Here is a 15,206-nt window from a genome sequence, read left to right as displayed (position 1 = left end):
AACCCCTGTTACCGCCGTGAAAGGGCGGTGTCCTGGACCACTAGACGAATGGGACGCTGTGGCCTCTTCATCAGAAGAGGCGCGTATTCTATGCGCAGGATTAAGAGCTGTAAAGCCCCGCGAGACATTTTATTGGCGCGTCACGCCGAGCCGGCTTCGCTTCGCGACGGCAGGCTCCCGTGCCAGCCCACTACGCAGTTGCGCCCAGCGTCCTTGGCCGCATACAGCGCCTGGTCAGCGCATTCGATAAACTGATCGGCCTGCAGCTGTTCAAAATCCTCACTGCAGGTGATACCGGCACTCAGCGTGCAGGCGAAGGTTTCCCCATCATGCTCAAATTCAAGCGCCGCGAAGGCTTCGCGCAACCAGTTGCATTGGCGTTCAGCCGCCTCCTTCCGACAGCTTGGCAAAATGGCAAAAAACTCCTCACCACCGTAACGCCCGACCCTGTCCGTGCCCCGCAAACGGGTTTTCAGCAAATGCGCCAGGGCCCGAATCACGGTATCGCCCCGGGCGTGACCATAGGTATCGTTTACCTGCTTGAAGTGATCAATATCCAGCATAAACACACTGAAGCAGGTTTCCTCCCGTTTCGCACGCAGACACTCGGCGGCAAGCGCTTCCTTTATATGTACATGGTTCAACAGTCCGGTCAGACCATCGCAGGCACGCAGGCTGGCGAGGCGGCGCATACGCTCTGCCCGCACCCGAACGACCGATACCAGATACTGCTCGGAAATAGGCTTGGTGATGAAATCGTCCCCGCCCCGGTCCAGCGCGCGCAACTGCCGCTCCCGGTTAGCTTCCGCCGATAAATAGATGATCGGCAAGCCGGTCCATTCATCGTAGTAGCGCAGTGCTGCTGCCAGCTCGATGCCGCTGTAACCCGGCATGTGAATATCGAGCAACAGCAAGTCCGGTCGAAAATCCTCCAGCCGACGGAGCAGGTTGGCCGGATCAGGTTCGATCTCGGCCCGCATTCCCGCGCTGAGAAGGGCCTGCTGATAACTGAGCGACAACATCTCGTCATCGTCCACAATCAGAATGCGGTAGGGTGTCTCCGTCTGATCCCCCACCAGCGAATCGACCTTTTCAACCAGTTGCATCACGTTCAGCGGCCGCACGAAAAATGCCGTCGCCCCGAGCCTTGCCGCTTCCAGTCGGGACTCGAAGTCATCCTGCAGAGAAATAAACACCACCGCCACACCGGCAAGCGACAGCTTCTGTGAAAGCGCCTCAGTGAGCGTTACCCGTTCGGCATCCAGTATCAGCACACCCGGGGCGGGCTCGGGAAACACCAGCGCAACTTCGGCCGCCTGAAGCCCATCCAGCGGCTTAACAGTAAAGCCGTACTGACGCAGTGAGCGCAACAAATTCTGTTCACTGGCACCCGCACCCGTCAGCAGCCAGATCGTTGGCATAATGCTCTGGGACGGGGTGTCGAGCGTTCCTACCGGCGCTGCCAGATGCTCAGTCGAACTGAGCCAGCGCTCGCCCAGTGTCAGAACGTCCTGCACCAGCGCATGGCGGTTGGCCCCATCAAGCAACTGACCACCACGAATTGCCTGTTCCAGCCGGCTGGCTTCAAGCCCCAGCTCCTCCAGCCCGAAAATGCCGGCGGAGCCGGCAATACGGTGCAGCCCCTGCTTCAGAGCATCAAAACGCTCAGAATCCAGATGCCCCCTGCCCCAGGCCAGCGCCAGTTCGCCGAGGTAGGCAACCGTCGACGGCAGGCGCTCCAGATAGCGCTGGCGCTGCAACTTTAACGTTTCTATCGCTCGGTCTTTAGCCGTCATTCAACCCACTCCAGATGGACTTCAGCTGATCGGCCAGACTCATGGGATCAAAGGGCTTGCTCAATACATTCACCGCACCGAGCGACTTGTAGTGCTCGACTTCCGAGGGCTGCACCTTGGCCGTCATAAACAGCACCGGCGTTTCTGCCAGCGCGGGTATCTGGCGCAACCCTGCCAGCGTCATAGGGCCATCCAGCCCCGGCATCATGACGTCGAGCAAAATAAGCTGGGGCGCAAACGCCTGTGCCTCGGCCAGCGCCTGGTCACCGGATGAGCACACCTTTACAGTCAAGCCGCCAACCATTTCGAGCGCCACCTGGGCGACGACCCGGATATCCTCGTCATCCTCGACATAGAGCACACGTTCCAATTCCGTCATTCTGTTCTTTCTCCCTGACTATTTTGTGCCAAATGCAGCAAGCTTGTGACGCTCTGGCTGAGGTCCTGTTCCGATATGCGCGACTTAACCAGCGCACTGTCGACCTCATCCAGCCACTGGGTCGGCGTATCCTCCACCGTCAGCACCAGTATGCGGGGCGAATCTCTGAGCCCCTGAATATGCGGCAATAAAGTGCGGGTTCGACTATCCGACATCCCGACATCCAGTATTACCAGGTCGTAGCTGCGGTTATCGAGCCGGGCCCTGGCATCTTCAATGCTGTAGGCCTGTTCGACATCCACCGCCAGGCGCTCGGCGAGGCGACGCAGCGTCTGATCCTGCGCATCCCTGACATGGAGCACCCGCCCGTTACGCGCAGGCGCAGACCCCTGCGTCATCTCACCGCCACTGGCCAGGACACTGCGTCGAGGCTCCACAAAGGGCCGCACCTGCTTGTCATGGTGCACATTGACCGGCGCCACACCCGTGCGATTGGCTTCGGGAAATTCCACATAAAACACACTGCCACAACCCGGTTCAGACTCAAAACCGACCCGCCCGCCCATATGCTCTGCCAGCTCCTTGCAAATCGCCAGCCCAAGCCCCGTGCCGGCGGTTTTCTTGGTATCAGACCCATCCGCCTGGGCAAACTTATCAAACACATAGGGCCGAAACTCGGTTGAAATACCCATGCCTCTGTCCTCTACCGACACCCGAACCCAGGCGCCCGGGACATCCACATGCACCCGGACCTCGCCCCCCCGCGGCGAAAACTTAACGGCATTGGAGATGTAGTTCGCCAGAATCTGCTGTACGCGCTGCTCATCCGCCCAGATGCGCGGCGACGCCTCAGCCCCACGTCCCAGCACCACGGCCACCTCATAGGGAACTGCGTAACCTTCAATGCCCTCCAGCGCCTTGTGTACGAGCCCGGTAATATCCTGCGTACGCAGATCGAACTGCATCTTGCCGGCGGTAATTTTTTCAATATCCAGCAAGTCATTAATCAGATGAATCAGCCGCTCGCTGTTTTTAAGCGCAATACTGAGCAGCGGTACGGCACGCTCCGGCAACGTCCCCAATACGCCTGCGCTGATCAGGCCCAAAGAGCCGGCAATGGAGGTCAACGGGGTGCGCAGCTCGTGACTCACTGTCGAGATAAACTCGCTCTTCATCTCATCAATGCGCATGCGCTCGCTGATATCGGCGCCAATGCACACGTAACCGCTGATCTGGCCACGCTCGCCCCGCACCGAGGTGATGGATACCCGGGCCGCAAAGCGCGAACCATCCTTGCGCACGTAGGTCCACTCGTGTTCATCGGCAGTACCGCTGCGCGACTGCCCTACCAGCACTTCAACACCTGATTCAGTGGCAAACTCCAGCCCCTGCGCCACCGCACTGGCAGCCAGCTCCCCAGCATCATGGACAAAGGTCAGCCGCTGCCGGTTCACAACCTCCTGCGGGCGGTAACCCAGCATGCGCTGCGCACCACAATTAAAGGACCGAATCACCCCATCAAGATCGCAGAACATAATACTGAAATTCGCACTGTCCAGGATCGCAGTCCGGTGAGCGATTTCGCGCTGCAGCACCAACTGGGTTCTTTGACGGCTGATCTCATTGCCGACCCAGCGACTGAAGAGCTGAATCAGATTGAAGTCAATTTTCCCAAACGCCTGCGCGCGTGCATTGGGGCCGGAAAAATTTAGCGTTCCATAGCGCAAGCCATCCACCAGCAGGGGGGTTCCTATGTAGGCCTCAAGTCCGAAATTCTGATAACAGGGGTGCTCACGGATGTGACTCTCGCCGGCGTGATGAAACCCCAGCGGTGAATCGGACTGCAAACAGTGCATACAGTAGGTTTCCCCCAGCGCAAAGAGAGTCCCCGGTGTGGGCGCCCCTTCGGGCCCACTAATGAATTCAACCCGGTAATCGTCGGCCTCGACACTGCTGACAATCGCCAGCGGCAGATCGAAGACCTCCTTGCCCAGTTGCAGCAGCTGCTCGACCTTGCGCTCAAAAGACCAGGACGATGACGTAATCGCATGCAACCGTTCCAGCGCAACGGCGTACTTTTTTTGCTCCTGCTCGGCACTGTGACGCAGGGTGACATCCCGCAGCAACAGGACAAACTGCTGCCTGCCGCGCCGGCTCGTCGCTGAAATTCCCAGTTCCAGGGGAAAGACACGGCCATCGCTGCGCCGCCCCTGCAGCACAATCTCCAGCCCGCAGGCCCGCTGCATAAACGCCTCGATATCCGCAGCAGACCCAAGACAACTTCGCTCACCGTCCGGCGATAACAGCAGCGAATCCATGCTCTGCCCCAGCAAGACATTGCGCTCGTAACCAAACATTTGCGTTGCCGCCTGGTTCAGATCACCGATGATCCCCTGATCATCCAGCGTCATGATGCCATCGACGACATGATCCACTACGGCACGACTGTAAGACTCGGCCTCACCGAGCCGCAGCATCAGGGACTCATACTCGGCCTGCGCCAACTCACGCTCGACACAGTCGGCCAGATCCCGCAACGCACTGAGTTGCGTCTGGTTCAGAGCACGGGGTTGATCGTCAATAATGCACAGCGTGCCGATGCGCAACCCGTCGGGGGTGTGCAGGGGCGCGCCTGTGTACATGCGAATTTTCGGTTCCAGCTCCACCAAAGGATTGTCGGCAAAGCGCAGATCCACGTGCGTATCAGACACATGAAAGATATCGTCCTGCAGTATGGCATGACCGCAAAACGAGATATCGCGGGGGGTTTCACAGGCATCCAGTCCCTGGCGCGACTTGAACCATTGCCGGTCGGCATCCACCAGACTGACAAGAGCGGTTGGCACCTGAAACATGACTTTCGCCAGGCGGGTCAAACGATCAAACCGCTCCTCCGCCGAGGTATCCAGAATATACAGGCGCTGGAGTGCCGCCAGCCTTTGCGCCTCATTCTCGGGGAGTGCAGGAGCCTGCATCAGTTAGCCCCCGTACTCAAAGGGGTTTGAGCCTCGCGTTTAATTGCGTCCGCGCTCAGTTGCCGGGTTCGGGCCGGCTCCAGCAGCATACGCAGCTGCTCCAGCAGATCCTGCTGCGACACCCTGGACTTGAGCAACACCGCATCGACCTGCTGCGCCTCAAGAAAGCTGACTTCGGTCGCCGACAGCAGCATGATTTGCGGGCGCCGGTTCAATTCCTTCAGCTCCGGCAGCAAGGACCAGCCAGACCCGTCCGGTAGCCCCAGGTCCAGTATCACCAGATCGTAGGACTCCTGCGCCAGTTTGCGCCGGGCACTGGCAAGTGACCCGGCCCGATCAAGCGTGGCAAGTTCGCTGACCATCACATTGACCACCTCACACAGGTCCTTGTCGTCTTCGACATGCAGAATCCGTGGCACCGGTGCGGACAGCCCCTTGGGCAGCATATGCCTGAGGCTTGCCAGCAGACGCTTCTCATCAATCGGCTTGGTCATCCAGTCGACCACCGGGAAGTTGCCCCCAATCTCCAGCCGCCCCTCTTCGGCAACGACCGAGACCACCAGAATGGGCAATGGCACGCGGTCTTCAAGCTGCTCCCATTCGCGCACACTGCGAATGATTTTGCTGCCCGCAATGTCAGGCAAAATAAGATCCAGCGTCATGGCGTCGTAGGTCGTTGCCCGCAATTGCGCCAGTGCCTGCTTGCCATTGAATACCACATCATTGGCGACACCGCCGCGCTTGAGCATCAGACTGATAAGGCGCGCAATATCCGGCTCATCCTCCACCACCAGCACACGCGGCGCCCCCACCGGCAGCGGCGCGTCTCCATCGGGCTCGCAGCTCTCAACCTTCAGATCGTCGAACTCAACATAGAAACAGCTGCCCTGTCCTTCAACCGAATCGAAGCCCACCCGGCCCCCCATGCACTCGGCCAGCTCCTTGCAGATCGACAACCCAAGACCCGTGCCTTCAATCGACTTGGTATCGGACGCATCCGCCTGCGCGAACTTATGAAAAATGCGCGCATGGAAGGATGCCGGAATACCTCGCCCCTGATCCCGCACCTCAACGCGTACATGCCCGCCCAGTTCCCGCACCCCAAGTTCAACCCTGGCGCCGGATGGCGAAAACTTGATGGCATTGGAAATGAAGTTGGACAATATTTGCTGCAACCGCTGCTCGTCCGCCCTGACAAGCGCGTGCCCTGCGCCGCAGTTGGCCAGTTTCAGCTCAACATTATGGGCCTCGGCATAGCCCTGATTGCCTTCGCAGGCGCGCTCAAGCTGGAACGACATGTCCAGCGTCTGGAAATTGAATGTCATCTTGCCGGCGGTAATCTTTTCGATGTCCAGCAGGTCGTTGATCAGATGAATCAGACGCTGGCTGTTCTTCTGAGCAATATCCAGCAACGGTTTCGCCTTGAGCGGCATCTCCCCCAAAGCACCACCGGCCAGCAGGCCCAGGGAGCCCGAAATTGACGTCAGGGGCGTACGTAACTCATGACTGACCGTCGAAATGAACTCGTTCTTCATCTGCTCATTGTGCTTGGTCTGGGAGATATCCCAATTAGTGCCGGTCATGCGCAGCGGACGCCCGGACTCGTCACGACTCAGGATCGCAAACGCCTTCAGCCAGCGAACCTCGCCACCTGGCAGGATGATGCGCAGTTCGCAATCAACCGGGTCGCTCTTGAGCAGCAGCCCGTCCAGCGTCTGCTCCATGCGCAGCTGGTCGTCCGGATGCACCCGGTTAATCCAGCTCCGGTAACGGCCATCAAACTCACCCTCGGCATAACCGTAAAGATCATGCATATTGGCATCCCAGATAAGCTCTTTGGACTCGAAGGCATAATCCCAGATCCCCACCTTGGCCGCTTGGGTTGCCAACTTGAGGCGCGTATTCAACTGCTGCACCTGGCGTTCTGCCTGCTTGCGCTCACTGACATCGTGCAGCACAACCACAGCGCCAAGCTGCTGGCCTTCCGGACCCAATATCGGCTGACCACTGCAGACCACGGTACGACGGGGCAATCCGACCGGTGCAATGACGACCTCGACATTGCGTACTACCTCGCCCTTCAGGGCCCGGAACAGCGGGATATCATCCTGCTCCAGCCTGCTCCGTCCGTCCGCGGCATAAAGGCTGTAATGCCGCCCCCAGTGCTCGGGGGCCAGCAGCTCTGGCGGCAAGCCATGAAATTCAAACGCGGCATTGTTAAACAGGGTTAGGCTGCCATTTTCGTCACAGGCGACAACACCATCGCTCAGATTGTCCAGCACGGTTTTGAGAAATTCCCGATCCTTTACCAGCGCCTGCTCGGCCTGTTTGCGCGTGCTGATATCCTGCACGATCGACCAGATCACCTCTCGCCCGGCTTCATCCATCAGCTTTACGCCACTGAGCAGCACCGCAAAGCAGCTGCCATCCTGACGGATAAAGGCAGATTCAAAGGGGCCATACCGACCCGTTTCATCCAGGCAGGCCTGTATATCCTGCTCAGCCTGCACGCTGGGCCTTGCGGCCACAGTCTCATAGTCAAGTTCGAGAAATGCATCACGGGTATAGCCTGTCGCCGTTAGCAGGGCATCGTTAACGTCCAGAAATCGCCGACTGCCGACATCCGTCATGGCGATACCCACCGGTGACAGATCAAACAACAGCTGCAAGCGGGACTCGGTCGCACCCAACTGGGTTTCAGCCTGGCGACGCCAGAACCTTTCCTGCTCTTTCTGCGTAAACGTCTGGTACATGCTGCAGAACAGGCCCGCCATCAACGCCAGATAGCTGAGGATCTTGACCAGATGAGCGCTGACAAAAGAGACATCAAACAAAGCTTGCGAAAAAGGCATGATCAGCCACTGCGAAAGATTGCTCAGCAGCAGCGTAACAACGAGCCAATACTCGAAACGATCCTCGGACCAGCGTCGATCGCGCCATAGACCGACCAGCGCCAGCAGAAAGAAAGCGCCGGGAATAAACTCTTCAGGGCGGGAGAGCTGTGCAAAATCAAAATGCGCCTGGGGCAAGGGCACAAGGGCAAAGAAGAGGAAACAGCCCACCGTCACCACACCGGTCATGATGAATACCGGCGAGGCCAGCTGCTTCGAGTCTATCTGCATAGCCCAGGACGCTTTGCGCAACCGCCACCACATAAACAGCAGAACAGCGAAGTATAAACGAGAGGCAAACCAGCTCCAGGGCGCCAGGCGCTCCAGCGATGAGGGCGATTCTGACTCAAACCCAGCGGCACTGAGCAGACAATGGGAGCCATCCAGGAGACCCGCCCCCACCAGGCCCGCACCCAGCACCAGAAAACCCATTTCAGGACGGCTGTAAAAACGCACCAGCGCTATGCCCCCGGCCACCAGCGCCAGCACCGTAGCCACGAGTTCCATCAGCGTATGGGCCTGCGCACTGCCAGCTCCTCCGTTGCCAGCCAGCAAGACCCACAAGTACCCACCAAGCACTGCCAGCGCCAAAACTACAAACCAGACAGGGCTCCAGCGAGCCCCAGCCCCGGCATCATCCCTGTAGGGCTGAACCATTTCGTTACACCTCTAAGCCTACTTAAAAACAACGCTCACGCGGGCTGTATGATCACGAGCGCCTTGTAAGAATTTCCGCTCGTATCCGAAAATGGGGTAATGGTACTTTCTACAGCAATGGCCTGCCCATTACGATGCTGCAAGGTCATTTTGCCCTGCCAGGTTTCACCCATTACCAGGCACATGGCGACAAGATCCTGCAGCTGCCGAGACAGCTCCGGCATGCCCTCCTGGCGCCAGGCCTGGGTATTGTCGTACCCGAGCAATACTCGCAGCCGTCCGTTCACGGTCGTCAGCTTGCCGGCGGCATCAGCACGCGCCAGGGCGATACTCTGACTGACGCCGTCCAGCAGGCGCTCATGTTCGTGAGACAACGCCTGATAACGCGCCCCCAGTATACGCATGCGCCGGGCACGCCAGGCCCTGGCACGCACCGCCGCGAGTAACGCTGCGGGACGTATCGGCTTGAGCAGAAAATCATCGCCCCCCAAGCCCAGTGCCATCAACTGTGTTGCCGCGCTCTTTTCCGCTGAAATAAACAGGATAGGCAGGAAGGCAAATTGATCCTCTTCACGCAGAATCGCCGCGATCTCCGGGCCACTGGCCTGCTGCATGGAAATATTGAGCAGCAACAGATCCGGGCCGAAACTGCGCAGCATGTCGAGTGTTTCAAGCGGCTTATGCAGCACTTGCACACACATGCCGGCGTCACGCAGGGGGTTTGCCGTCAGATCGGCCTGAACCGGATCACCATCCACCACCATCACGCGATAGGGCGCGGCCGGGCGGCGCAAAGAGAGTTCGTCCACCAGCTCGAACAGCCGGGCCGGCTGAACCGGCTTGGTCAGATAACGGGCGGCACCGGCACGAAAGGCCGCCAATCGCGCGGGCACATCATCACGGGCAGACAAAAACACCACCGGCGGCGCACCCTCTACCAGGGCCAGCACTTCCACCACAACCTCGGCGCCGGCCTGTACCCGCTCGGCGAATACCATGTCGGCCAGTACCAGGTCTGCCCTGTGTCCCGTCAGCCAGGCATCCCTGAAGTCAGCGGTTTCCTGGAACACCCGTACATCATAGCCATGGGATTCAAGCAGCGTCTGCAATACCGCAGCCTGCTCCGGGTCATCTTCAAGTACATCGATGGAGGGCCTTAGCCTGTCCGCCGCTCCCGGCGGCTGATCCACACGCGAGTCAGATACAACACCATCAAACCAGCGCTGCTGAGGACTCGACAGTGGCACATTTTTTATGGATTCCAGCAAGTCCATCCAGACGGCCCACTCCGCCTGGGTGGGCCCCACCTTAGCCTCACTCCAGCCCTCAATAAAATCCAGCAGGCAACGAGCCTTGCCACCTACCCCGGGCTGGGCAAAGGTACCCGCCGCCCCCACCAGACTGTGCAGCAACCGACACAGTTCCTGCACCGGGCCCGACTGCCAGCACCCTGGCCCTAGCAGCCCGGCCTGAACGCAAATAGCCTGGATACGGGCGGGTAAGCGCTCAAGAAAGGCCAGAGCGAGAACATCCATCGTCTTTTCGCTATCCATATGCACACCAGTCAACAGGCCTTGGACTCGGCGCTCAACGCGCCACCGACAGCAACAGGTTCGAGCCACTCCCTGAGCACCGTCTCCGCGGGCTCAGGCCTTGCGAAAAGGTACCCCTGCATCCGATCACAGCCCCGTTGGCGCAAAAAGTCAGCCTGCGCCCGGGTCTCAACCCCCTCTGCCACAACCAACAGCTGCAGACTCTTGGCAATACCAAGAATCGCCTCGACGATGGCGGCATCATTACTTCCCTCTGCCAGATCCTGCACAAAACTCTTGTCGATCTTGAGTTCGCGCAGCGGCATCTGCTTGAGCCTGGCAAGGTTGGAATAGCCGGTACCAAAATCATCAATCGAAAACTGCAAGCCCAGGCGCGACAGCTCGACCATGACTCCCACGGCGGCACCCATTTCATCACCCAGTAGGCTCTCGGTAACTTCCAGTACAAGGTTTGCAGGGTTTACCCCTGTCTGCTGCAGGATATCCTTGACGCTTTGCACGAACCCCTCCTGCTGAAATTGCCGTAAACTGACGTTTATCGACAGAGGCAGCACATGGCCAGAGGCACTGGCCCGTACGCTTAGCTTGCACACTTCGGCAAATATCCAGGCTCCCAGCTCAACAATCAGCCCGCACTCTTCGGCCACCGGGATAAACTGCACCGGCGGAATAAACCCACGCGTTGGATGGCACCACCTTGTCAGCGCTTCAGCCGCAACCATCCGGCCATCACCATCTACCTGCGACTGCAGGAAAATAAACAGCTCGCCCTGTATTAGCGCATGGCGCAGATCGCGCTCCAGATCTGCAAACTCCTGCACCTGCAGCTGCATGCCCGCCTCGAAAAACGTGACTTCCCCCAGCCCTGCAGCCTTGCTGCGATAGAGCGCTATGTCAGCCTCGCGCAGTAAGTCTTCCGCCGTTTCCAGCCCCTTGGGCAACATCGTAATGCCCATTGATGCCTGCAGATGATGCTGGTGACCGTCTATTTCAAACGGCTCACGCACGGCCAGTGCCAGCTTGCCCGCCAGGCGGCGAACCGTACGTGAGACATCAGGCGATATACTGGCGCCCACATCCGGCAGCAATACCACAAACTCATCACCGCCCAGTCTTGCCACCGTATCCTGCTCTCGCACCAGCGCTTCCAGCCGCCGCGACAGCACTTTCAATGCGGCGTCGCCCACACTATGCCCAAAGACATCATTGACCCGCTTGAACTGATCCAGATCGAGAAAAATCAGCGCCGACACACGGCGATGACGGCGCCCGGAGGCCAGTACCATCTCCAGACGATCAAGCAGCAAGCGGCGATTTGGCAGCCCCGTCATCGGGTCAAAAAAAGCCATCTGGTGCAGCATGGCTTCGCTTTCCCTGTGCTCGGTCACGTCTTTGAGCACAGACACATAATGGGTAATCTTGCCCCGTGAGTCCCGCAGTACCGTTGAAGTCACTTCAGCCAGATAACGACCGCCGCTCTTGCGTCGCAGCGTCAACTCGCCGTCAAAACCGCTGGATGAGAGCAACTCCTGACACCAGTTATCCCAGCCTTCCTCGCCTTCATCACTGCAATTCAGTTCCGACAGGTGCCGCCCCACTATATAGGCGCGCCCAAAACCTGTTTGGGCTTCAAAACAGTCGTTTATCTCCGCCACATGACCGCGCGCATCCAGAATAGCAATGGCAAGACCTGCCTGATTCATCCCGCAACTCAGTGTTCGCAACCGTTCGCGGTCACCGCTCAGCTGTACGGCAATAGCCGTAATACTTGCCGTGACCGCTGCAACCTCATCGACAACAAGCTGCGAGAAAGATCCCGGGCGATAATAAATATCGATGCACCCCAGCATCTTGCCGGCACTGACCACCGGATGCGACAGACTCGCCGAAAAACCCTGGGATACCAAGGCCTCCCTGTGCTGACCCCAACTCGAACAGGTTGCAATGTCGTCGACCTGCACAGGCTCGGCCCGGCTGATCGCAAGGGATGCCGGTCCCGGCATATCGCCCTGCGTCACATTCTCGAAAATTTCCAGATAGCGATCAGGAAGCCCTGCAGCAGCACCGCAGCCTAACCGACGTCCCTCGTCTTGCAACAGGAAAATACAGACAGCCGACTCAGGCAACAGAGTCAAAACACCGCGGGCCAATGACTGGAGTTGATCTGTCAGCGTCCTGGCCAGCGCTATGGGATCCAGTAGCGAGGCACGCAACTGTGCCAAGCCGCGCCTGCGTCGTTCATCCGTTACATCGGTGCAATACCACGCAACTGCCTGCAGCGGCTTTTTGCTGTCGGACAAAGGCTGACTCTGCAGGCGCACCCAGCGCAGAACGCCCGTTGCCGGATAAAATGGGATTTCAATATCAAGAGGCTGGCCGCGGGATAGCGCCGTTTCGATATGTTGCATTTGCAGAGAGTCCGAGGCCGGACCCTCGAAATAGGATAGCGCCGCACGAGGCAAGGCGCCCTGTGCCTGCCCGCCTGCCAAGGTACAAAACGCCTCATTGACCCAGAGAGCCTCACCCTCAGGCGAGACAACCATCACTGCACAAGGCGCTAGAGCTAACGCACGGCAAAATGAGCTCGTTTCAGCACGCAGCAACTTGAACCCTCCCTGTAACCCCAGCCCCAAAACAGAATGAGACCTCGCTTCCTCGCATTGCCACTGCCGGCCGATACAAAGGCAGATTTTCAGATACCCGCATTCATTAACAGGAATATAGTGCCCATTGTGCAAATAGTCTCGCTAGCGCACAAAGCAGATCGCACAGTCCGGCAATGACTTCACTTACAGCTGACGTCGAGTGCCGATAGCAAGCCCGTTACGCTAAAACCAGCACCTCGGATCACCCCCTTCCTGATCTGCGAGCATTCAGATAGAGCAGAGCATTTCTATCCCGAAGGAGCCGATGACAGCACCGTATCGGATAACTATAGTACCAAGCGTCGCACAACGACGACGAGATGCGAAAAATGAGTCAACAGAAAGCACCCAGCCTTAAACAGCCAGCAGTGACAGAATGAAAATCGAGAGATAAAAGAAAGTACGGAGTGATCTGGAGCGGGAAACGAGACAAACATTAGAGCTCTAAATCGTTAATTTATAAGACTTATTTCCCTACCATCATTAGATGAGGGCCACAATATTATTAACCCGGCGGGCAAATACCTCTATGAGGCTCAGGCGTAGCTGATCGCAGGATGCTCAAAGTATTTCGCAACTCGCTCTGGCATCTTTTGCAGCATCCGCATGTGACTCAGTACTTTACCCGCCAAATCCGCTTGATTTCTAGCGGGTGCCGCACTGCGAATCCCGGCTTTCAAGTCAGCATTCAAGTACTCATCCGGATTCAGGTCCGGCGAGTACGCAGGTAAATAGAAAACCTCTATTTCGTCTGTATGCCGAACCAGCCATGCCTTCACCAGCTTCGCATGATGAACTCGAAGGTTGTCCAAAACGAGAAACACCTTTCGTTCAGCGTCCTTAATCAACCGTTTCATAAACCGAAGCAGCACTTTCGCGGTCATGTTCTCTCCATACATCATGAAGCGGACGGTACCTCGGTTATTGACCGCTGAGATCATGTTCGTCGAAAACCGCTTGGCGTTGATTTCGACGACCGGGGTTTCCCCTTTCGGGGCGTATCCACGACTGTGTTGGCAGTCGTTACGGATACCTGTTTCATCGCCCCAATAGATCTCTGCACCTTCTACAGATGCTCGTTTTTTAATCTCCGGGTAGGTGCTATCCAACCAGTCTTTTACCGCCTTCGGATTACGCTCATAGGCCCGTTTTGCGGGCTTCTGGGGCGTGAACCCCCAGCGTTTTAGGTAGTCCCCGATGGTGCGAATCGCAATACGAACATTCCACATTTGCTTGACTACCGCCTGTATCGCTTTGCGATTCCAGAGCGCAAAAGGCAGTTTCATTTGGTCCGGGTTTTTGTCGCAAATCAGCTTCTTCAAAATAGACTCTTGAGCACCGGTTAGACGCCGCTGCTCTTCGGGCCTCCGGCCTCTTTGTCCAAGCTTTATCGCCTGCTCACCGCCCAGCTTCCAGGCCCTGATCCAGCTGCAGGCAACGGTATAGTGGACACCTATAATCTCCGCGATTTCTGCCCTTTTGTGACCTTGCTGAAACAGCCGGATAGCCAAGTCGCGGTTGTGTTGCTGAAGCTCAGAAGAGACTTTCCGTGTGTCTATTTTTTTCATGCACGGATTATACTCAATTTATGCCTAATTGTCCGCCGGGTTAATATCTTCACAAAACAAAACTTTGGCTGTCCTCGACAAACACCAATTTAGTGAGAGCAAATTCTTCTCTCAGGCCACACATGAGAACCCGAGCCCGGCCAACCATTTCGATTTCCGCGTGTGGAGAAATACGCAGGAACGCACTTTGTATCGTGCCACACGAAATACCGGTTGGAACGGTAGAAAATATGACTCATCCAAGCGCTCCGACTTCTTCGATTGCCACCGGCTGATCCGGTTTCGGCGAAACCAAATTATGCTGAGAGATAACATTATGAGCCAGCTCAGCAATGAGCTATCGAGGGTTGGTAAAATTTATAAATCGGAGTTCTCGGTTAAAATATTAGGAACTGATGAATTGCCCAGCGTCGCACACCTGAACGAGTTGGAGATGAGGCTGGCGCGTGAAGATGTTGGTTTCAATGAAATCATCGAATATTGCTACAAGCGCTGAATGACCGGATTGAAGGGCCTCAGTCAGCGCTGGATGCCTGATGAATGTCTGCTATATGTCGGTACGCGTCCTCGCGACTTGGCGCTTACTCAGCGTGACCCAGATAGTTGCATTCGGCACAAACCGGACATTGGTGAACCTGGAAATAGGTATACTGTCCCCGGAATTCCCCGTCCCCGGAATTCCCCAGTTGGGCCCCCGCCTGCTGCGCAATTTCATGCGCGACACCACCAATCAGGTGGTGCT

At 57.5% G+C, this 15,206-nt stretch carries 9 protein-coding genes; 2 read left to right on the top strand and 7 right to left on the bottom strand.

The annotated features are described in order from the left end of the window. Positions 1–140 precede the first annotated feature (140 nt). The 7 genes from MRS74_RS22795 to MRS74_RS22765 form a co-directional block, all read right to left on the bottom strand. Positions 141–1,796: a diguanylate cyclase gene (locus tag MRS74_RS22795; RefSeq protein WP_254582586.1), complete on the bottom strand. Its 1,656-nt coding sequence runs from the start codon at positions 1,794–1,796 to the stop codon at positions 141–143. After that, positions 1,786–2,175 carry a response regulator gene (locus tag MRS74_RS22790; RefSeq protein WP_254582585.1) on the bottom strand — a complete coding sequence of 130 codons (390 nt, stop codon included), beginning with the start codon at positions 2,173–2,175 and terminating at the stop codon, positions 1,786–1,788. The genes MRS74_RS22795 and MRS74_RS22790 overlap by 11 nt, the downstream gene beginning before the upstream one ends. After that, positions 2,172–5,150 (bottom strand): PAS domain S-box protein, encoded by a 2,979-nt coding sequence (locus tag MRS74_RS22785; RefSeq protein WP_254582584.1) that lies wholly within the window; start codon positions 5,148–5,150, stop codon positions 2,172–2,174. Before MRS74_RS22785 ends, MRS74_RS22790 begins: the two co-directional genes overlap by 4 nt. Continuing rightward, the gene (locus MRS74_RS22780; protein ID WP_254582583.1) at positions 5,150–8,548 is read right to left on the bottom strand and encodes a PAS domain S-box protein; all 3,399 of its coding nucleotides are present in this window, start codon (positions 8,546–8,548) and stop codon (positions 5,150–5,152) included. The genes MRS74_RS22785 and MRS74_RS22780 overlap by 1 nt, the downstream gene beginning before the upstream one ends. A 185-nt stretch (positions 8,549–8,733) precedes the next feature. Next, entirely contained in the window at positions 8,734–10,251 is a 1,518-nt protein-coding gene (locus tag MRS74_RS22775; RefSeq protein ID WP_254582582.1) for a response regulator, read from the bottom strand. Positions 10,252–10,262: 11 nt separating this feature from the next. Beyond that, positions 10,263–12,854 carry a sensor domain-containing protein gene (locus MRS74_RS22770; RefSeq protein ID WP_256558052.1) on the bottom strand — a complete coding sequence of 864 codons (2,592 nt, stop codon included), beginning with the start codon at positions 12,852–12,854 and terminating at the stop codon, positions 10,263–10,265. A 578-nt stretch (positions 12,855–13,432) separates the two neighbouring features. Further along, the gene (locus MRS74_RS22765) at positions 13,433–14,464 is read right to left on the bottom strand and encodes an IS630 family transposase (RefSeq protein ID WP_254582580.1); all 1,032 of its coding nucleotides are present in this window, start codon (positions 14,462–14,464) and stop codon (positions 13,433–13,435) included. Between the two features lie 316 nt (positions 14,465–14,780). Between MRS74_RS22765 and MRS74_RS22760 the strand changes: the two genes are divergently transcribed. Both MRS74_RS22760 and MRS74_RS22755 read left to right on the top strand, forming a co-directional pair. Beyond that, the gene (locus tag MRS74_RS22760; protein ID WP_254582579.1) at positions 14,781–14,960 is read left to right on the top strand and encodes a hypothetical protein; all 180 of its coding nucleotides are present in this window, start codon (positions 14,781–14,783) and stop codon (positions 14,958–14,960) included. Between the two features lie 40 nt (positions 14,961–15,000). Continuing rightward, a partial coding sequence (locus MRS74_RS22755; RefSeq protein WP_254582578.1) for a DUF2254 domain-containing protein occupies positions 15,001–15,206 on the top strand: 206 nt, incomplete at its 3' end.

It is taken from the genome of Marinobacterium sedimentorum, from assembly GCF_024267675.1.
Taxonomy (GTDB): Bacteria; Pseudomonadota; Gammaproteobacteria; order Pseudomonadales; family Balneatricaceae; genus Marinobacterium_A; species Marinobacterium_A sedimentorum.
This window is presented reverse-complemented; position numbering and strand designations above follow the sequence as displayed.

Coding starts and splice junctions, on each gene's coding strand:
- MRS74_RS22760 (WP_254582579.1), top strand. CDS start 14,781: ATGAGCCAGCTCAGCAATGAGCTATCGAGGGTTGGTAAAATTTATAAA.
- MRS74_RS22790 (WP_254582585.1), bottom strand. CDS start 2,175: ATGACGGAATTGGAACGTGTGCTCTATGTCGAGGATGACGAGGATATC.
- MRS74_RS22775 (WP_254582582.1), bottom strand. CDS start 10,251: ATGGATAGCGAAAAGACGATGGATGTTCTCGCTCTGGCCTTTCTTGAG.
- MRS74_RS22780 (WP_254582583.1), bottom strand. CDS start 8,548: ATGGAACTCGTGGCTACGGTGCTGGCGCTGGTGGCCGGGGGCATAGCG.
- MRS74_RS22785 (WP_254582584.1), bottom strand. CDS start 5,150: ATGCAGGCTCCTGCACTCCCCGAGAATGAGGCGCAAAGGCTGGCGGCA.
- MRS74_RS22795 (WP_254582586.1), bottom strand. CDS start 1,796: ATGACGGCTAAAGACCGAGCGATAGAAACGTTAAAGTTGCAGCGCCAG.
- MRS74_RS22765 (WP_254582580.1), bottom strand. CDS start 14,464: ATGAAAAAAATAGACACACGGAAAGTCTCTTCTGAGCTTCAGCAACAC.